Raw genomic sequence first — 16713 nt, forward strand, 5'->3', positions numbered from 1 at the left:
GGCCGCACCAGGCTGTCGGGCCGTATGCGGCCGCGCCGGTCCGGCCGGAGCGCAACGGGCTCCGGGCCGCGGTTGACGGTGCGGCCCCGGCGGCGTCGGTGATCAATACGCTAGGACCTCCCGCGCGCTGGAGGTTCAAGGGACTGTGACGCACGACACGTGGAGCATCGGTGAACTGGCGGCCGGAACAGGGGTCCCCGTCAAGACGCTCCGCTACTACTCCGACAGCGGTCTGCTGCCGGTGGCCGTCCGCAGCCCCGGCGGCCATCGGCGCTACGGCCCCGAGGCGTGGGAGCGGATCCGGCTCATCAGACGCCTGCGGGCGCTGGACACCCCGATCGCGGCCATCACGCAGGTGGTGACGGGCGAGTGCACGCTCGCCGACCTGGTGGCCACCGAACTCGAAGCGGTGCAGGAACGGCTGACCGCATTGCGGTGGCGCGAGGCCACCCTCAGGTCCCTGGACGACTGCACCGGCGAGGAACGGCTGCGCCGTCTGGAACTGCTGTCCCGCGTGCAGCGGCTCCCCCAGGCGCATCGCACGCTCACCGACCACTGGTACCGCGAACTGTCCGCGGCCATGCCCGAGCGCCGGCTCGACATCATGATCGCCATGCTGGCCCCCGCACCGCCGCAGGACCCCTCCCCCGCCGCGGCGCTGGCCTACGCCGAGTTGCACCTGCTCATCGCCACACCCGGTTTCACCCGCTGGACCCAGGACCACGACCAGGAGATGCGGGACGGTCCGGCCTTCTACGCGGAGATCGACGAAGCCGCCGCCCTGACGTCCGCCGCCCTGGCCCAGGGGCTGGCGCCCGGCGCCGGGGATGCGGTGGACGCGTTCGTGTCCGCCCACGCGCGAGCCCGGCGGGAGTCGGACACCCCCGCCTTCCGCGCCCGCCTGCACGCGCTGGTGTCACGCTCGTCCGGCTTCGACCCCCGGCTGGAGCGGTACTGGGCCCTGGTCGGCACCGCCACGGGCGGGCGCGTGCTGAACATGACCGTGGCGCACCGCTGGCTGACCGACGGACTGTCGATCTCGATCGGCGGCAACGCACAGGGGACTTCGGGGAGTTCGGGCTGACCCGCCGCGCGCGGTGCAGGCCTTCGCCGGCCTCGCGGGCTACGGAGCCTGCACCTCGGTCTCAGCCCCGGCCCCGGCCCCGGTCTCGGTTTCGCTCTCGCTCTCGCTCTCGTGGGGGACGACGAAGAAGTCGGTGAGGAAGCAGGCGACGCTGCCGTCGGCGGCGCGGCCGATCCAGGTCGGGTAGGAGCCGTCGCCCCAACCGGACGTGAATCCGGCGAGGTTGTGGCCGTCCTCGCCCTGGGCCATGAAGACGTCGGGTCCGTGCCCGACCGACTCCATGGCCGCCCACACCGCCCCTTTCTCCTCCTGCGTCCCCGGGAAGGCGTTCTCGGCCGAGGCGTCGTAGAAACAGCCGGTCCCCGCGTCGACGCCGTAGCCGAAGTACTCCTCCTCACCCAGTTCCGCCGGATCCTGCCCGGGCAGCAGCGCGAGCTCCCAGCCGGCCACCTCCACGTCACGTATCACCAGCCGGACGGCCGCGACGCGCGTGTGCGGGCGGGACTCCGGCTCGGCGCCCGGCCGGACCAGCGTGGCGACGGCGGCGTCCACGGCGTAACGGCCGGGCTCCACCGCGACGGTGAACGGCTCCACGTCCCCGCTGCCCAGGTACACGAACGGGTCGCACGCCACCACCTGGCCCGTGGACAGGGCGAGTTCGCCCACGCGCACCGCGGACAGCGTCCCGGTCATGTCGCGTCCGCAGGCGAAGGAGGTCCCGTCGGTGAAGTACCGGGAGTAGTCGGGGGCGGTGATGGGCATGCGAGGAACCTTCCGTGGCCGGTGCGTATGCGGGGGATCCTAGAAGCAGGCACTGACATCTCCCGTGGCACGTCGGGGGCACCGGTGGCCTTCGATGACTCCGACGGACAGGGAGCGTTTCCTTCGATGACCGCACGGCCCGTACGTTCGAAGCGCAGCGGTCCGGGGGCCGCCCCGGCCATGGGTGTCTGCGATGCGCCGTTCAAGTCCTCTCTGGTCAAAGCGGTGTTCAGGGACGTGACCGCGATGCATGTCTCCCGCTCGGCCGCGTGGGCCGCCGCGTCGGTGACGCGGACCGTGGTGGCGGGGGTCGTCGACGGCGCGCGGCGGGTGGCGGCGGCGGAGGGCCGCACGAGGCTGGTTCCGGGGGACCTTCTCTCGGCGATCGACCGGGACGTCGAGCTCGAGGTGGGGAGCACGTGGTACGACCACAGCCCGACGTTCCGGGGCCTGACCGGTGTCCTGTACGACGCCGGGGGTGTCGTGGTGCCTTCCCGCGGGCGTGGCGGGTCGCGCAAGGTGGGTGCTGTGGTGGGTGCCCACAGGTTCGAGGCGGGGGTCAGGAAGGTGCTGCGCGGCCAGGGGGTGACGGCCGTCCCGGCGATGGTGCGTGACCTGGACGGGATCGCGAGCGTGTTCCTGACGGATCTCGCCCGGGACGCGGCCGGGGTCGTGCGCGAGGGCGGGGCCGGTCGTTTCGGCGCGGTCACCCTGGTGATGCCGGGCGAGCCGGCCTCTCCCCCGCTGCGCAAGGACTCCTTCCGGGCCCGGCCCGCGCGCCGGGGGGACGGGCGGACCATCGGCAGGGACGACGTCCTGGCCGCCGCCAGGGTGCGGTTGTCCGGCGGCCGGCTCGGACAGCGGGCCCTCACCGAGGCACGCGCGGCGGCACCGGACACTCCGGGTCACTGAGCGGGGGCGACCGGTATCGCCGTCTGCGCCCTCGGCCGTCGGCGCGGACTCGCGTGCGGGGCGGGGATCAGGTGGGGTCAGGCGTTCTGGTCGGCGCCGGTCATCAGGGCGAGCACGCTGTGCGGTGCGTGTTCGTCGATCATGAGCCGGTAGAAGCCGTCGTCGTCGGCCTCCACGGTGGCGGCGCGGGCGTACATGGCCTCTTCGTTCGCGGCGAGGGCCGTCGAACTCCTTCGCCACCCGTGCGGTGAGGGCTGCGGGGTCGGTGGTGTCCAGGCCTGCGAACCAGTTCTGGGGCTTGCTCAGTTGCGCGTAGGTGTGCAGGGTTCCGCCGCCTCCCGGTGGGCCAGCAGTCCCACGGCTGCACGCGGACGACGGCGACGGCACGGACCGGGAGGCCTTCCTGGAGGACGCCGCCGCGCAGTGGGCGCAGATCGACCCCGGCCGGTACCCGTTCGTGCACGCGGCGGCGACCCGGCTGGGTGAGCACGACGACCGCGAACAGTTCCTCGTCGGGGTCGACATCTTCCTCGCCGGCGTCTCGGCGCTGGGGTGACGGGCAAGGCGACGCCCGGGCAGGCTAGGTTGCTCGGGTGAGTCTTCTTGATGATGTGGCCGAGCGTGACGGCTGGCGGTGCTGGGTGTGCGACGAGCCGGTCGACCCCGGCAAGTCGGTGAACGATCTCCAGGGGCCGAGCGTCGACAGCCGGACCGCGGACCGCAAGGCCAAGGTCGCCGAGCGGCTCGCGCACCGCGGCTGCAACTCCCGCAAGGGCGCGGTCAAGGTGGTCATCGCCTGGCCGGACCGGCTGTACGTGGTCGAACCCGCGCCGCTGCTCGCCGTCGCCGCGCGACTGGAGCGCAAGGGGGGCCGCGAGACGGTGGGGCGCTGTCCGACCAGGCAGGACGCGCAGGACGCGGCGGACTGGCTGGTCGACAGGTTCTCCCGGCTGACCCCGGGGCTGCCGGTGACCGCCGGCGTCGAGCCGGGCGGCGGTCAGTTCCTCGTGGTCCTGGCGACCGGCCGCCGCTGACCGCGCTCACCGTACGGCCCGGCCGGAGGCGGCCGGGTCGGAGGCCGGGGCGCACGGCGCGTTGCGCCGCGGTCCCCTGCGCAGGTCTGACGTCCGATCAGGCGGAGGCGAAAGCCTCCTCGGGGACGTCGTCCAGGACGAATCCGTTGTCGAGGCGGACGCGGACCGTGACACGGAGCATCCGTAGCCGGTGGGCGATCCAGTGCTCCTCCAAGGCTTCCACCTGCTCTTTCAGTTGCCTTCTGCTCTCCGGGGGCATCTGGTGGCCGAAGTCGTCGAGCAGCGACTTCAGGCGCAGGTACTCGCCGACCTCGTGGCTCTGCCGGCGGCGATGCTCGTGCACCCGCTCGACGGTGCCTTCGACGCCCGCCGCCAGGGCCACCGAGCCGGTGAAGGCACCCGCCTCCTCCGCCTCCTCCGCAGGCTCCCCGGCCGGGGTCACCGACCCGGCCAGCCGAAGGTCCGCCGCCAGCCGCACCCGTTGACCTACGTTCAGCATGATCGGCCCTTCACCTTCCTCGTCGGTGCGGTCCGGTCAGGCGTGCGTCGCCAGGCGTGCCGGACAGAACTGGATCATCCCATCCGCCCGCGCTCCCCCGGCACGGGCGAGCCTGGGCACCGCCGAGACCGAGCAGGTCCTGCGGCGCTTCACCCGGGGCGGGCCCAAGCACCCGACGTGCGAGCGATCGAAGAGCTGGTCCGGGCGGTACGTACTTCGTTCGTCTGCGACTACCTCGCCGATGTCGAGATGCACCAGAAGATCCCTCCGAGCGACGGTGCCCGGCGCGCGCACCTCGCACGGGGAGACAGTCGCAGCCACGGCGTGACACCTGGTGACCTGTTCGGTGGGTCCGACGAGTTCGGCGGGCAGAGCGCCGGGGCAGCCGGATTTCCTTTCCTGCTCGGATCCCGGCGGGGCGACCCTTTCCACTCCATCCGATGTGCGGCAGGACAACAATCGGGTGAGTACGAGCAGAAATTCCCGGGACGGTCAAATCATCTTCTCCCCGACCAGACTTTTATCAATTCGTCAAGGCCGGACTTGCCACTTTTCCCGGCGGTCGCTGCGGAAGAACGAGATCAGTGAAGAACCGCACATCAGAGGGATGATCCGCTGCTGACGGCAGGATTTCGGTGTAGCCTTCCAAGGCACACAAAATTGCTTTCCGGTTGGTAGTCCGGACCGCAGGCACGGTTTTCCGCTCCACTGCGTCAACGTCCTCCCCTTCAGGGGAGTCCTGGTGTGCTCCGAGTACGAGAAGAAATCTGCACTGGGAGTACTGTGTCTGGAATGCGTATCGTCATCGCCGGCGGCGGACTCGCCGGGCTGACGCTGGCCCACTACCTGAACCGGAACGGCCTGGACGTGGCCGTCCACGAGCGCGACGCCAACGTGGCGGCACGTGAGGCCGGGTACCGGATCCACATCAATTCCACCGGCACCTCCGCGCTGCACGCAGCGCTGGAGCCGCGTCTGTGGGAGCTGTTCCTGGCGACCTGCGGCATGCCGAGCGACGACATGCTGCTGTTCGACGAACAGTTCAACCTCCGCCCTGGCCGGGACAAGTCGGCCACCGAGGGCACCGGGGTGCCCACCGACATCCCCGAGCACCTGGTGGTGTGCCGCTCGACCCTGCGCCGCATCCTCTGCCTCGGCCTGGAGAAGGCCGTGCACTTCGGTTCCCGGGTCACCGGCTACCGCACCCACCCCGACTCGGCGATCACCGTGCTGCTGGAAGGCGGGGCCACGGTCGAGGCCGACGTGCTGATCGCCGCGGACGGCATCAACTCCTCCGTACGCGCCCAGCGCCTGCCCCAGGTCCGGATCGCCGATCTCGGCTCGCGGCACATCGCCGCGAAGATCCACCTCACCGACGAGGCCAAGGCCAAGCTGCCGGAGCGGATGTTCAACGCCTTCTCGCTCGCCTACGCCGCCGACTTCACCGGGCTGACCCTTGGCCCGCTGGAGCGCACCGACCCCGCCTCGCCGCTGATCGCGGAGCAGGGGCCCGACTTCCGGCGCGAGGCCACCGCCGACTACGCGCTGAGCATCTTCAACTCCCTCGCCGGCCAGATGCTCCCCGACGAAGAGCTGTTCACCGCCGGCCCGGACAAACTCAAGGCGCATGCCCTACAGCGCGTCGCCACCTGGCATCCCGCCCTGGTCGACACGGTCCGGCTGTGGGACACCGCCACCGTGCAGGCCCTCAAGTGCCGCAGTTGCGTGCCCGTCGACGCCTGGGAACCCTCCCACGTGACCGTCATGGGCGACGCGATCCACGCCATGAGCCCCGCCCTGGGCATCGGAGCCAACACCGCGCTGCGCGACGCGCACACCCTGGGCGAGCAACTGCTCGCCGTCGCCCACGGCGACAAACCGCTCATCGAGGGCATCGGCACCTACGAGGACACCATGCGTGACTACGCCTACCACGCGGTGCGGACGTCCGCATTCGTCGGTCAGAAAGTGATCGGGCACCTCCCCCTGCCTGAATAGTCACCGCGCCGCTCGGGTGGTGCGTATGGACGCACCACCCGAGCCCGCCGGCTCTCGGCGGACGAAGCAACACCGGATCGACCGCCAGGACGAGACCGCGCCGCGCGGGCTTCCGCGCCCGCCGCAGAGGCGCGCAGGGGTCGTGGCGCGCCGCCGGGCCGGCAGCGGTTGACGTAAGCCGAGAACAGGGCCGTCACGCGTGCCTCAGGATCCCCCGAAGCAATTACTTGGCTAGCCACACATTCGGTGCTACTTTTATGTGGCTGGCCACAGAAGTGGGCGGCAGGGCACCTCCCCGAGGAGAGCACCGTGATGAAGGCCATCGTTTTCGACGCGTTCGGCGGCACCGAGGTCCTGCACGAGACGGAGATCGACGTTCCCGAGCCCGGCGCCGGCCAGGTGCGGGTGCGGGTACACGCCGTCGGCGTCAACCCGGTGGACGGCAAGATCCGCTCCGGCGGCATGGAGGCCATCTTCCCCACCACGCTGCCCGCCGTCCCCGGCGGGGAGATCGCCGGTGTGGTCGACGCCGTCGGCGAGGGCGTCGACGACCTCAAGGCAGGGGACGAGGTCCTCGGCTGGTCGGACACCGGCTCTTACGCCCAGTACGCCCTGGCCTCCGCGGCCGTCCTCGCGCCCAAGCCGGCCGGCCTGGACTGGACGCACGCCGCGGCCCTGCCCGTGGCGAGCGACGGCGCCGAACGCGTACTGGACCTGCTCGGCGTCACCGCCGGCGAGACGCTGCTGATCCACGGGGCGTCCGGCGCGCTCGGCACCATCGCCGTCCAGCTCGCCGTCGCACGCGGCGCCCGCGTCATCGGCACGGCCGGAGCCGCCAACCAGGAGTACGTCACCTCGCTCGGCGCGACCGCGCTGGTCTACGGGGACGACCTGGTCCGGCGGGTCCGCGAACTCGCCCCCGACGGAGTGGACGCCGTCTTCGACGCCGCGGGCAAGGGCGCGCTGGAGGACTCCATCACGCTGCGCGGCGGCACCGACCGGATCGTCACCACCGCCGACTTCCGCGCCCGCGAACTCGGCGTCGTCTTCGCCGAGGGCCCGCAGCGCCGCTCCGCGAAGCGGCTGGCGGAACTGGCCCGGCAGGCCGCGGACGGCACACTGGTCACCACGATCAGCGCCGCCTACCCGCTCGCGGAAGCCGCCAGGGCACAGCAGGCCAGCGACGCCGGTCACAACCGCGGCAAGATCGTCCTGACCGTCAGCTGACCGGTCGCCCGCAACTCTTCAGGCCAGGGAGCAGAACATGTCCGACCCCACCGCATCGGAACTGCCGGACGCGGCACGCGACGGGCGCCTGAGCTACGCCATCTTCCAGCTCGCCCGCGCCCACCGCGGTCACGCCGCCGCCATGCTGCGCGCCCTGAACCTGCACCCGGGACAGGAACTGCTGCTGATGCAGCTCTTCGACCGTGACGGCCAGACCCAGGGAGAACTGCTGGAGCGTGCGGGCCTCGACCACTCCACCGTCTCCAAGTCGCTGCGCCGCATGCAGGAGGCCGGGCTGCTCACCCGCGAGCCCGCCGCCCACGACCGGCGGGTCATGGTGGTCAGCCTCACCGACGCCGGCCGCGCCCTGCGCGAACCCATCGCCGACATGTGGCGCACCCTGGAGCGGATCTCCGTACGCGATCTGACCCCTGAGCAGGTCGACCTGTTCACCACGTGTGCGCGGACCATCGAGAAGTCGGTCAGGGACCACAGCCGGCAGACACCCGCCGGGTAGGGGCGAGCCGTCCCCCGGCCCTCGCCGCAGGGCGAGCATCGCGCGAACCTCCCGCCGAGGTCCTCGCCGAGGTCCTCCCGCCCCGCCCGTCCGTCCGTCGTCTCTGTTCCGTCCCGCTCAGGAGACCGGCTCGGGAACCTCGCCGGGCCTGACCGGGACGATCTCGACGCGGGTGCAGCCCACGGCCTTCAGCTCGGTACGGCGGTGCTTCGCGGACCGCTTGTCGTACCGGCCGGCGGACGCCTGCGGAGTGCCGTCCGGGTCGGTCCACAGGAGACCGTAGTTCTGCGTCGCGCTCGTCATGGAGATCATCACTTCCCCGGTCCCGGCAGCCATAAGCACGCCGATGGTAGCCCCCATCGGGCTCGCGGGGAGGGCACTCCCGCGGGGCGCGTGGCGGTACGCCGGCCGGGCCGTGCGTGCGCCTGGCGGGAACGGGGGCGGCCCCCGGGGCGGCGAGGCCGCCGGCCGGGGGCCGCGGAGAAAAGGGGTGTGGTCGTGGAGGGCGGTCGCCTACGCGGCGAAAGGCTCTGCGGGGCTTCAGCCGGACGATCGTCCCCGCAGGCAATAGGTGAGGCCCGGGGACACTGTCCCCTCCACGACCACACCGTTCACAACACAGCCCGCCGCGTGGGCATTCCCGCACCGCGCGGCGGGCGTGCTGTCAGCCCTGGCGTGCCTTGAAGCGGGGGTTCTTCTTGTTGACGACGAAGACCACGCCCCGGCGGCGCACCACTTGGGCCCCCGGTTTCGACTTCAGCGCACGCAGTGACTTACGCACCTTCATGGTCTGCTCCCTTCTTCCGCGATGACGGCCCGCGGCCGGCCCGGGTCAGGACCGGGTCAGGACCGGGCCGTTGCCGTGCGGCCGTAGCGGCGCTCGAACCGTTCGACCCGCCCGGCGGTGTCCACGACCCTCGAGGTCCCCGTGTAGAACGGGTGACTCGCCGAGGAGATCTCGACGTCGATCAGCGGGTAGGTGGTGCCGTCCTCCCACTCGATCGTCCGGTCCGAGGTCGCCGTGGAGCGGGTGAGGAAGAGGGCGTTCGCGGCGCGGTCACGGAAGGCGACCTGCCGGGATTCGGGATGGATGCGGGGCCTCATGGTGTTCCTTCCTTGTGCCTGTGTGCCCGGGTCGGGAGCGTGGGTCAGCGTTCCTCGCGGAAGGCGACGTGCTTCCCGGCGAGCGGGTCGTACTTGCGCAGCACGAGCCGGTCGGGGTCGTTGCTGCGGTTCTTGCGGGTCACGTAGGTGACGCCGGTCCCGGCCGTCGACTTCAGGGTGACGACGGGACGCATGCTGTTGCGTGCCATGGGGTCCTGGTCCTCCTTCCACCCGCACCCTCCGGAAATGACCGGAGCATGTCAGGTTCATGCGGTAGAACACCCGCCCCGGCCACCGCATTCCCGGAGCGCGAGGACGGCGACTGCGACGACGACGGCGCGGCGGGGCGCCGCCCGGTGGGTACGCTGCCCCTGTGTCCGAGCCGCCTCCCTTCAGTCCCACCGTCGCCCTGCTCACGGTGGGCCGGGGGTGGGAGGCCGCGCTCGCCGAGGGGCTGAAGCCGCTCGGGCTGACCACCCGCAAGTACGGCCTGCTGGGGCACGTCCGCGCGGCGCCCGGCATCTCCTTCAGCGAGCTGGCCCGGCGCTCCCGCATCACCGTGCAGAGCGTGCACAGCGCGGTCGCCGCCTTCGTGGCGGCCAAACTCGTCGACGACGGGACCGCGCACGCCGGAGCCGCCTCCAGCCTGCGGGTCACACGGGAGGGCGAGGCCCTGCTGGCCCGCGCCGCCGAGGTCGTGGCCCGCCTGGACGCGGAGTTCGCCGTCCGGCACCCCGAACTGACCGAGGCGCTGCGCGCCCAGACGGCACGGGCGGCGGCGCGGACCACCTGACCTCCGGACTCACCTTCAGCCCGACCTTCAGTTAGCCTGAAGGTTATGGAATTCCTGTTGCCGTACGTCCGTGTCGTGACAGGCGCCCCCCGCGTCCGCCGCATCCGCCCCGCCCGTGCCGTCCGCCGCGTCCTGCGCGTCGTCGGACCTGCCGCATGCGGGGAGGTGCGTGGCGCATGAGCTTCCGTCACTACCTGCGCCGGGCCCCGGCCGTCAGCGCGGCCGAGGCGGTTCGCCTGGTCGCGGACGGCGCTCTCGTCGTGGACGTCCGCCGCGGCTTCGAGTGGAACCGTGTGCACATCCCCGGCGCCGTCCACATGCCGCTCGAAGTCCTGCCCGCACGCTGCCTGGAGCTGCCCGAGGACCGTCTGCTCATCACCTTCTGCACCGGCGGCCTGCGCTCCGCCGGCGCGGCGAACCTCCTGGTGGAGCACGGCTTCGACGCGGTCAACATGAGCCGCGGCCTCGTCGACTGGCGCGCCGCCGGCGGACCGCTCACCAGCTGAAGCCGCTCCTGGGCCGATGAGTTTTCCGGCCGATCGGGGTCTTCATCCAGGACGGCACCAAGGACGGCGCACTACGCCGGCCGGAGCGGAGACGACATGGCGGACAGCGAACCGGAGGCCGTGCTGGGGCCGTTCTCGTCCCCGGACGCGCGAGCGACGCCGTGGGCGTCGGCGCTGGCGCTCCTTCGCGAGGCGGAGGTGTTCTGGCTCTCCACGGTGCGGCCCGACGGGCGGCCGCACGTGACGCCGGTGCTGGCGGGCTGGAGCCTGGGCGGCATGTGCTTCACCACCGGCGCCCGGGAGCGCAAGGCGCACAACCTCCGGGCCAACCCCCACTGTGTGCTGACGACCGGCACCAACGCCCTGACCGGCACGGACGTCGTCATCGAGGGAGTCGCCGCCCTGGTGGGCGAGCGCTCCGCGCGGGAACGGGCCGTCGCGGACCTCGAGCGCAAGTACGGCCCGCACCTGACCAGCCCCGAGGGCACCTGGTACGGGCTGGGCGAGGCCGTCGTCGCGGGTGACGTCGGGCTCTACCGGGTCGAGCCGGCCGTCGCCTTCGCCTTCGGCAAGCTGCCGACGTCCGGCCAGACCCGCTTCACCTGGCCGGACCGGTGACCATGAACGCCGCATTGCAGCGCGAGGTCCAAGGCGTCCTGGACGAACTCGTCGCCACCGGCGCCGAGAGCGGTCTACAGGTCGCCGTGTTCCACCACGGGGTCCGTGTCGTCGACGCCGTCGCCGGTGTCGCCGACGGCCGGACCGGGCGCGAGGTGACCCCGCACACCCCCTTCTTCAGCTTCTCCGCGGGCAAGGCCGTCACGTCCGTCCTCGCTCATCTGCTGGTCGAGAACGGTGCCGTCGGATACGACACGCCCGTGGCCGACCTGTGGCCGCGGTTCGCCGCCCACGGCAAGGCGGCGGTGACCCTGCGGCACGTGCTCACGCACTCGGCCGGCGTGCCGGCGATGCCGCGGGGCATCGGTGCTGCCGACCTGGCGGACCGGTCACGCGTCTGCGACGCGATCGCCGACGCCGCACCGCGCTGGGCCCCCGGGACCCGGACGGGATACCACGCGTTCACCTACGGCTTCCTCGTCGGCGAGATCGCCCGCCGGGCCACCGGCAGAGCGATGCGGCAGCTCCTGCACGACCGGCTCACCGTGCCGCTGGGGCTCGACGGCGAGCTGTACTTCGGTGTGCCCGCGGCCGACCTGGCCCGCCTGGCACGGCTCGAGGACGCCGCACCGCCCCCGCCCGCACCGCCCGGCGGTCCCGGCGGCCCCCGCCTCCTCGCGCCCTGGGAGGCGCGGCCGAGCGCGGCCCTGGGCAACAGCGAGGAGATCCTGCGAGCGGACATCCCCTCGGTCGCCACCTTCACCGCCCGGGGGATCGCCGCCGTGAACGCCGCGTTCCTCGACGGCCGGCTCATCGGCCCGCACCGCCTCGCCGAGGCGACGAAGACGGCCTTCGAGGGCACCGACCAGGTCTTCGGCAACCACGTACGGCTGGCCCTGGGCTGGCCGCTCGGCCGCATCGGCACCCAGCCGGACGACACCCCCACCACGTTCGGATGGATCGGCGGGGGCGGCAGCTACGTCTACGCCGACACCGCCACCGGCATCTCCTTCGCCCTGACCAAGACCCGCCTCACCCCCCACTTCCGCACCGCACAGCGACTCGCCGACCTGATCACGGCCGGGACCACTGCGCCCTGCGTCAGGGCGGTCAGGGCGTGAGGTCCAGCACCCGGACCGGCTCCCCCGCCCACCGCCGCGGGGCAGTGGTGGCGATGATCGCACCGTCCGGGCGATCGGGGGTGGGCTGAGCCGCGTGCTGGCAGTGCGCGGCAGCCCACGTCTCCTGGCGTGCGACGGCCAGTGCGGCAGCCAGGTCCAGTTCAAGGACGGTGATGCCCGGCAGAGAGGCAAGATGCTCGGCTGTTCCGGGCCTGGCTCGGTCGGCTTCCACCAGCGCACACGCCGGGGCGTACAGGAACCAGCCCGATTCGGCGTGTGCACGGTGGATCAGACGGGAAGCAAGAACGTTGCCCTGCCCGGCTGCGGCCATCGCGGTGTCGTCCAGGACGATGTGCATCGCATCGCTCACTGGCCGGCCGCCTCGGCCAGACGCCGGTCCAGTTCACTGTCCAGGTCACGCGCTTCGGCAGCAGTCGGCGCGTAGCCGTTCCAGTCCTTGAGCGCAGCCCGAGCCTTCTCCGCACGCTCGGCCCTCTCCGACGGGGTCAGCATCGTCTCGGCAAGACGAGCGAGATACGCACGCAGCGACAGGCCCTCGGCCGCGGCAATCGCGGCCAGGCGGTCTTTGGCTTCCTCAGGGATACGGACATTGGCATCAGACATGGTCGTGCTCCTTCCCATGCCCCAAGGGTACGGGTACGGGTACGTACCCGCTAGGGGCTCGGTTGCGATCCGGTCGTCAGACCGCCGCCAAATGCGCGGAGGGTCCAGCATCACCGGCAAGGCGCCGGCGGACCCGGGGAGAGCCCTCGCCGATGCACCCGCACGGGTTAAGCGGGGAGGCTATATCCGGGGTTAAGCGTTGCTAGTGTGGTGGCGGAGGTGGATCCCCCATGGCGTCTCAGGAAGAGCTGTTCGCGTCGGTGGACGCGCTGCTGCACGAGGAGCCACAACTGCCGCTCCCGGCAGAGCGGGCGCGGCTACGGGAAGAGGCCGGCATCACGCAGGCACGGCTGGCGCAGGTGCTGAAGACGACGCCTCAGACGGTGAAGAACTGGGAGAACGGGCGCAGTGAGCCGCGGCCGCCGCGGCTGGAGGCATATCAGAGGCTGCTGGAGGGTTGGGCGGCGAAGTACCCGAAGACGACTCCCGCCGCCTCTGCCGCGCCCGCCCCTTCCCCCGCTTCGGAGCCGGTGGCGGACATCTCGCCCGCCCAGGCCCCCGCACCTGCCCCGAAGACTCCAGCGGCATCCCCGGAACCGAGCGCGACCCGGGACCCGGCGCGCCGTCCTGCGCGGACCGCAGCGCGGACCGCCGCCCCGGCCGTCGCCGATCCGCGTTTCCCCCACGGGCCGCTCGTCGTGCTGGACGGTGACGGCACCGCCCACGGCGTCGGCGGGATCGTCCTGGACTGCCCGGCCGCCACCGTGCCCGAGCTGGTGGAGTGGACGCTGCGGGGGGCCGGGCTCGGGGCGGGACGGCTGCACCGGCACGGCAAGGATGCCGACCCCCTCGTCGTCCTCACCCGCGAGGCCGCCGTACGGCTCGGGCTGCCCGAACGGCTGGCGGACCGGCGCGGACTGCGCCTGGAGGAGGGCCACCCGGTCCTCAAGCAGCTCGCCCGGGCGAAGTGGAAGCTGACCCGGCGCGGGTTCGGGCCGTGGGCGCGCGTCTACCGCCCGGCCGAGCGCGGCGAGCGGCAGTGCGTGCAGCTGGCCGTGGTGCCGTGGGACGCCTTCGACGCGCGGGCCTGGCCCGGTGTGGAGGGGATGGGGCCGGCCGAACTCGCCCGTGTGCTCGGGGTGTACGCGCAGCGGGTCCTCACCCCGCGCGGGTCGACCGCGGTGTCCGGGCTGGAACTGATGACCGCCCTGCGCCCGCCGACCCGGGCCGTGCGTGACGCCGCCACGGGCGGGTGGGTGTCCGGCTACAACCCCGGCTCGCTCGGCACCGCTGCCGTGGACCCGGCACCGCCGGAGGCGCCGGCCGAGCATCCCGTCGCGCGGGACTGGGAGGGCGGGTTCCTGGACGAGGAGGCCTACCAGTGGGTGCGTGACGTCGATCTGCTCACCGGGGAGGAGGCCTCGCTGCCGTGGGCGGTCGGCCTGGACGTCAACACCGCCTTCCTGGCGGCGGCCTCCCGCCTCACCGTCGGGCTGTCCGCCCCCGAGCACGTCGTCCGCCCGGTGTTCGACCCGAAGATCCCCGGCTGCTGGCTCGTCGACCTGAGCCATGTGGACGTCGACCCGCGCCTGCCGTCGCCGTTCACGCCGAGCGGCGTACGGCCGTCGGGGCCCGCCTGGTACGAGACCCGCACCGTCGCCTACGCGCAGGAACTCGGCTGGAACGTGACGCCGTCGCAGGCCTACCTGCGGCGGGCCACGGGCGCGTACCTCGACCCGTGGCACGACCGGCTCAGGACCGCCTACGTCGACACCATGGCCGACCTCGGCGTCACCGCAGGCCTGGACGACACGGCGCTCCTCGCGGCGATGGAACACCACAAGGACACCGATCCGGCGATGGCGGCCGTCCTCGCCGCGGTGAAGGCGACCGTGAAGGGCGGGGTGGGCAAGCTGCGCGAGCGGCCGCAGGGGCGTCACTACCGCGACGGCGAGCGGTGGCCGGCGCTCGAGCGGCCGACGTGGCGGCCCGACATCCGGGCCGCGGTCATCGCCAAGGCGCGCGTCACCATGCACCGCAAGATGGCCAACATGGCGGCCGCGACGGGCCTGTTCCCGCTCGCCGTGCTCTCCGACTGCGTCGTCTACCCCTCCCCCGGCCGCTCGCCGCTGGACTTCCTGCCCTACAGCACCTCCGGCAAGCCCCTGCCCGGCGTCTTCCGCATCGGCGTCACCCCCGGGCTGTGCAAGGTCGAGGGCGTGCAGAGCATGGCGTGGGCGGTGGACCTGATGGAGGAGGGCGCCAACCCCGCCCGCCACATCAAGGGCGACGGCCACGACGCCGCCCTCGACGAAGGAGAATGACCCGGCGTGGGAGACATCGACGAAGCCCTCGAACGCGCCGGGCAGGAGGCGTTCACCCGGGAGCCGCCCAAGAGCGTCAGAGCGCGGATCGGCTTCCTGACGCGCCGGCTGGGCAGTACGCGGGCCGTGGCGGCGGAGGTGGGCGTCAGCCGGCGGTCGGTGGAGCGCTACCTCAAGGGCGAGCGCAAGCATCCGCCCGCGGACATCGCCGCCCGCATCGACGCGGCCGTGCGCGCCCACTGGCAGCCGCGGGTGCGCAGCCGGGCGCGCAAGCAGGCCGCCACGGCCGGCGGGATCACCGTCGAGACCCGCGCCCGCTTCGGCTACAGCGCCCCCGCCGGCTCCACCGACGACGGACGCCTGCGCCGTCTGACCGTCCACCTCCCCCCGGCCTACGCGGGCAGGCTCTTCGACGCCCAGCGCGACGGCGCCGGTGACGCGGAGCTGCGCGCGATCGTCGCCGAGGGGCTTCAGGAGATCTACTTCAAGGACGGCGGCCGCCGTGCCGACCACCTCGAAGTCGAACTCAACGACATCGACTACATCGACGTCAGCTTCTGAGCGGCGAGCCAGTCGGTCAGCAGGCCGTTGACCTCGTCGGGGCGTTCCTGCTGGATCCAGTGGCCGCAGTCTTCCAGGAGGTGGGAGGCCGACAGGCCGGGGAGGGTGGTGGGGTAGGCGTCGATGGCGTCGGACATCCAGAGGGTGGAGGCGTCCAGGGCGCCGCCGATGAACAGGGACGGCTGCTCGATCGGGGCTCCGCGGTGCGGGGCGAGGTCTTCCCAGTCGCGGTCCATGTTGCGGTAGCGGTTGAGGGCGCCGGTCAGGCCGGTGCGCTCGAACTCCCCGGCGTAGACGTCGAGGTCCTCCTCGCTCAGCCATGCCGGGAGCGGGCCGGCGGGGAAGCGGTCGCGCAGCCGGCCGCCCCGGGCGACGAAGTGCGGGTCGGGCTCGCCCCGGGCGGGCATGGTGTCGGCGGACAGGGCCGCGTAGAAGCCCGCGAGCCAGCCGCGGACGTCGGGCTCGATCTCGGCCTCGGCGCGGCCGGACTCCTGGAAGTAGGAGACGTAGAACTCCTGCTCGGGGCCGCCGAGCCGGCCGAGGACGTCGGTGGGGCGGGGGCCGCCGGGCGGCGCGTACGGGACGCTCAGCAAGCCGGTCGCGCGGAAGACGCCGGGGTGGAGCAGGGCGGAGGCGGCGGCGATGTTGGAGCCCCAGTCGTGGCCGACGATCACCGCGCTCTCCTCGCCGAGGGCGCGCACGACGGCGACGTTGTCCTCCACCAGGTCGAGCATGCGGTAGGCGTCGGTCGCGGCGGGCCTGGAGGAGCGGCCGTAGCCGCGTACGTCGATCGCCGCTGCCCGGTACCCGGCTGCGGCGAGAGCCGGGAGCTGGTGGCGCCAGGAGTACCAGGACTCGGGGAAGCCGTGCACGAGCAGGACCAGCGGGCCGGTGCCCTGCTCTGCCAGGTGCAGGCGTCCGGCCGGGGTCCGGACGGTGCGGTGGCGGAGTGCGGTGGCCGGCTCGGATCGCGATCGCATGGAGGACCTCTCCTCGGTTCGGGGGTGGCGGGGACCCGTCGATCATGCG

The 16713-nt window shown here is 72.5% G+C and carries 22 protein-coding genes and 1 pseudogene; 13 read left to right on the plus strand and 10 right to left on the minus strand.

Annotated features, from left to right (window positions below; genetic code table 11):
• The first annotated feature begins 145 nt into the window (after window positions 1–145).
• Complete coding sequence (locus Saso_RS37090; protein ID WP_189927174.1) at window positions 146–1084, plus strand: MerR family transcriptional regulator; 939 nt, start codon at window positions 146–148, stop codon at window positions 1082–1084.
• Between the two features lie 39 nt (window positions 1085–1123).
• Here the strand turns inward: Saso_RS37090 and Saso_RS37095 are convergent, their stop codons facing one another.
• A complete protein-coding gene (locus Saso_RS37095) occupies window positions 1124–1846 on the minus strand; it encodes a DUF4241 domain-containing protein (protein ID WP_189927175.1) in 723 nt (240 codons plus the stop codon).
• Window positions 1847–1972: 126 nt separating this feature from the next.
• On the opposite strand from Saso_RS37095, the gene Saso_RS37100 reads away from it, so the two are divergent.
• Window positions 1973–2758: a hypothetical protein gene (locus Saso_RS37100; protein WP_189927176.1), complete on the plus strand. Its 786-nt coding sequence runs from the start codon at window positions 1973–1975 to the stop codon at window positions 2756–2758.
• 219 nt (window positions 2759–2977) lie between these two features.
• Here Saso_RS37100 and Saso_RS38625 read toward each other — a convergent pair.
• Window positions 2978–3114: pseudogene (locus Saso_RS38625) on the minus strand (FAD-dependent monooxygenase); the annotation flags it as partial.
• Window positions 3115–3351: 237 nt separating this feature from the next.
• On the opposite strand from Saso_RS38625, the gene Saso_RS37115 reads away from it, so the two are divergent.
• Window positions 3352–3792, plus strand: coding sequence for a hypothetical protein (locus Saso_RS37115; RefSeq protein ID WP_189927177.1), 441 nt, complete (start codon window positions 3352–3354; stop codon window positions 3790–3792).
• A gap of 97 nt (window positions 3793–3889) precedes the next feature.
• Here Saso_RS37115 and Saso_RS37120 read toward each other — a convergent pair whose 3' ends face one another.
• Window positions 3890–4291 (minus strand): hypothetical protein, encoded by a 402-nt coding sequence (locus Saso_RS37120; RefSeq protein ID WP_229901509.1) that lies wholly within the window; start codon window positions 4289–4291, stop codon window positions 3890–3892.
• 177 nt (window positions 4292–4468) lie between these two features.
• Here Saso_RS37120 and Saso_RS37125 point away from each other — a divergent pair, with 177 nt between their 5' ends.
• The 4 genes from Saso_RS37125 (at window position 4469) to Saso_RS37140 (ending at window position 8033) form a co-directional block, all read left to right on the plus strand.
• Window positions 4469–4879, plus strand: coding sequence for a hypothetical protein (locus Saso_RS37125; RefSeq protein WP_189927178.1), 411 nt, complete (start codon window positions 4469–4471; stop codon window positions 4877–4879).
• Between the two features lie 204 nt (window positions 4880–5083).
• Entirely contained in the window at window positions 5084–6289 is a 1206-nt protein-coding gene (locus Saso_RS37130) for an FAD-dependent oxidoreductase (protein ID WP_189927179.1), read from the plus strand.
• Between the two features lie 312 nt (window positions 6290–6601).
• Entirely contained in the window at window positions 6602–7516 is a 915-nt protein-coding gene (locus Saso_RS37135) for an NADP-dependent oxidoreductase (protein WP_189927180.1), read from the plus strand.
• A 37-nt stretch (window positions 7517–7553) separates the two neighbouring features.
• Entirely contained in the window at window positions 7554–8033 is a 480-nt protein-coding gene (locus Saso_RS37140) for a MarR family winged helix-turn-helix transcriptional regulator (protein WP_189927181.1), read from the plus strand.
• Between the two features lie 117 nt (window positions 8034–8150).
• Here Saso_RS37140 and Saso_RS37145 read toward each other — a convergent pair whose 3' ends face one another.
• The 4 genes from Saso_RS37145 to rpmG form a co-directional block, all read right to left on the minus strand.
• Window positions 8151–8369, minus strand: a complete 219-nt coding sequence (locus tag Saso_RS37145; protein WP_229901510.1) for a hypothetical protein — start codon at window positions 8367–8369, stop codon at window positions 8151–8153.
• A 328-nt stretch (window positions 8370–8697) separates the two neighbouring features.
• Window positions 8698–8820, minus strand: coding sequence for a type B 50S ribosomal protein L36 (gene ykgO, locus Saso_RS37150; protein ID WP_189927182.1), 123 nt, complete (start codon window positions 8818–8820; stop codon window positions 8698–8700).
• Window positions 8821–8876: 56 nt separating this feature from the next.
• Window positions 8877–9137 (minus strand): type B 50S ribosomal protein L31, encoded by a 261-nt coding sequence (locus Saso_RS37155; RefSeq protein WP_189927183.1) that lies wholly within the window; start codon window positions 9135–9137, stop codon window positions 8877–8879.
• A gap of 44 nt (window positions 9138–9181) precedes the next feature.
• Window positions 9182–9346, minus strand: coding sequence for a 50S ribosomal protein L33 (gene rpmG, locus Saso_RS37160; RefSeq protein ID WP_189927184.1), 165 nt, complete (start codon window positions 9344–9346; stop codon window positions 9182–9184).
• Between the two features lie 164 nt (window positions 9347–9510).
• Here rpmG and Saso_RS37165 point away from each other — a divergent pair, with 164 nt between their 5' ends.
• From Saso_RS37165 to Saso_RS37180, 4 genes are all read left to right on the plus strand, one after another.
• The gene (locus Saso_RS37165) at window positions 9511–9930 is read left to right on the plus strand and encodes a MarR family winged helix-turn-helix transcriptional regulator (protein WP_189927185.1); all 420 of its coding nucleotides are present in this window, start codon (window positions 9511–9513) and stop codon (window positions 9928–9930) included.
• Between the two features lie 176 nt (window positions 9931–10106).
• The gene (locus tag Saso_RS37170) at window positions 10107–10436 is read left to right on the plus strand and encodes a rhodanese-like domain-containing protein (protein ID WP_189927186.1); all 330 of its coding nucleotides are present in this window, start codon (window positions 10107–10109) and stop codon (window positions 10434–10436) included.
• 96 nt (window positions 10437–10532) lie between these two features.
• Window positions 10533–11054 (plus strand): pyridoxamine 5'-phosphate oxidase family protein, encoded by a 522-nt coding sequence (locus Saso_RS37175; protein WP_189927187.1) that lies wholly within the window; start codon window positions 10533–10535, stop codon window positions 11052–11054.
• Window positions 11055–11056: 2 nt separating this feature from the next.
• On the plus strand, window positions 11057–12175 hold the full coding sequence (locus Saso_RS37180) for a serine hydrolase domain-containing protein (RefSeq protein ID WP_189927188.1): 1119 nt from the start codon (window positions 11057–11059) through the stop codon (window positions 12173–12175).
• Here Saso_RS37180 and Saso_RS37185 read toward each other — a convergent pair.
• Both Saso_RS37185 and Saso_RS37190 read right to left on the minus strand, forming a co-directional pair.
• Window positions 12165–12533, minus strand: a complete 369-nt coding sequence (locus Saso_RS37185) for a PIN domain-containing protein (protein WP_189927189.1) — start codon at window positions 12531–12533, stop codon at window positions 12165–12167. The two genes, Saso_RS37180 and Saso_RS37185, sit on opposite strands and share 11 nt — an antisense overlap.
• 8 nt (window positions 12534–12541) lie before the next feature.
• Complete coding sequence (locus Saso_RS37190) at window positions 12542–12799, minus strand: hypothetical protein (protein WP_189927190.1); 258 nt, start codon at window positions 12797–12799, stop codon at window positions 12542–12544.
• A 230-nt stretch (window positions 12800–13029) separates the two neighbouring features.
• On the opposite strand from Saso_RS37190, the gene tap reads away from it, so the two are divergent.
• Window positions 13030–15123, plus strand: coding sequence for a telomere-associated protein Tap (gene tap, locus Saso_RS37195; protein WP_189927191.1), 2094 nt, complete (start codon window positions 13030–13032; stop codon window positions 15121–15123).
• A gap of 6 nt (window positions 15124–15129) precedes the next feature.
• Entirely contained in the window at window positions 15130–15684 is a 555-nt protein-coding gene (gene tpg, locus Saso_RS37200; RefSeq protein ID WP_189927192.1) for a telomere-protecting terminal protein Tpg, read from the plus strand.
• Here the strand turns inward: tpg and Saso_RS37205 are convergent.
• Entirely contained in the window at window positions 15663–16664 is a 1002-nt protein-coding gene (locus tag Saso_RS37205; RefSeq protein ID WP_189927193.1) for an alpha/beta hydrolase, read from the minus strand. The two genes, tpg and Saso_RS37205, sit on opposite strands and share 22 nt — an antisense overlap.
• Between the last annotated feature and the right edge of the window lie 49 nt (window positions 16665–16713).

The organism is Streptomyces asoensis (assembly GCF_016860545.1).
In the GTDB taxonomy this organism is placed as follows: Bacteria; Actinomycetota; Actinomycetes; order Streptomycetales; family Streptomycetaceae; genus Streptomyces; species Streptomyces asoensis.

Bases quoted from the DNA above. Each gene is read 5' to 3' on its own strand.
- Saso_RS37100 (WP_189927176.1), top strand. From the start codon at position 1,973: ATGACCGCACGGCCCGTACGTTCGAAGCGCAGCGGTCCGGGGGCCGCC.
- Saso_RS37205 (WP_189927193.1), bottom strand. From the start codon at position 16,664: ATGCGATCGCGATCCGAGCCGGCCACCGCACTCCGCCACCGCACCGTC.
- Saso_RS37175 (WP_189927187.1), top strand. From the start codon at position 10,533: ATGGCGGACAGCGAACCGGAGGCCGTGCTGGGGCCGTTCTCGTCCCCG.
- Saso_RS37180 (WP_189927188.1), top strand. From the start codon at position 11,057: ATGAACGCCGCATTGCAGCGCGAGGTCCAAGGCGTCCTGGACGAACTC.
- Saso_RS37135 (WP_189927180.1), top strand. From the start codon at position 6,602: ATGAAGGCCATCGTTTTCGACGCGTTCGGCGGCACCGAGGTCCTGCAC.
- Saso_RS37130 (WP_189927179.1), top strand. From the start codon at position 5,084: ATGCGTATCGTCATCGCCGGCGGCGGACTCGCCGGGCTGACGCTGGCC.
- Saso_RS37185 (WP_189927189.1), bottom strand. From the start codon at position 12,533: ATGCACATCGTCCTGGACGACACCGCGATGGCCGCAGCCGGGCAGGGC.
- Saso_RS37140 (WP_189927181.1), top strand. From the start codon at position 7,554: ATGTCCGACCCCACCGCATCGGAACTGCCGGACGCGGCACGCGACGGG.
- Saso_RS37095 (WP_189927175.1), bottom strand. From the start codon at position 1,846: ATGCCCATCACCGCCCCCGACTACTCCCGGTACTTCACCGACGGGACC.
- Saso_RS37145 (WP_229901510.1), bottom strand. From the start codon at position 8,369: ATGGCTGCCGGGACCGGGGAAGTGATGATCTCCATGACGAGCGCGACG.
- ykgO (WP_189927182.1), bottom strand. From the start codon at position 8,820: ATGAAGGTGCGTAAGTCACTGCGTGCGCTGAAGTCGAAACCGGGGGCC.
- Saso_RS37155 (WP_189927183.1), bottom strand. From the start codon at position 9,137: ATGAGGCCCCGCATCCATCCCGAATCCCGGCAGGTCGCCTTCCGTGAC.
- Saso_RS37190 (WP_189927190.1), bottom strand. From the start codon at position 12,799: ATGTCTGATGCCAATGTCCGTATCCCTGAGGAAGCCAAAGACCGCCTG.
- Saso_RS37120 (WP_229901509.1), bottom strand. From the start codon at position 4,291: ATGCTGAACGTAGGTCAACGGGTGCGGCTGGCGGCGGACCTTCGGCTG.
- Saso_RS37170 (WP_189927186.1), top strand. From the start codon at position 10,107: ATGAGCTTCCGTCACTACCTGCGCCGGGCCCCGGCCGTCAGCGCGGCC.
- rpmG (WP_189927184.1), bottom strand. From the start codon at position 9,346: ATGGCACGCAACAGCATGCGTCCCGTCGTCACCCTGAAGTCGACGGCC.
- tap (WP_189927191.1), top strand. From the start codon at position 13,030: ATGGCGTCTCAGGAAGAGCTGTTCGCGTCGGTGGACGCGCTGCTGCAC.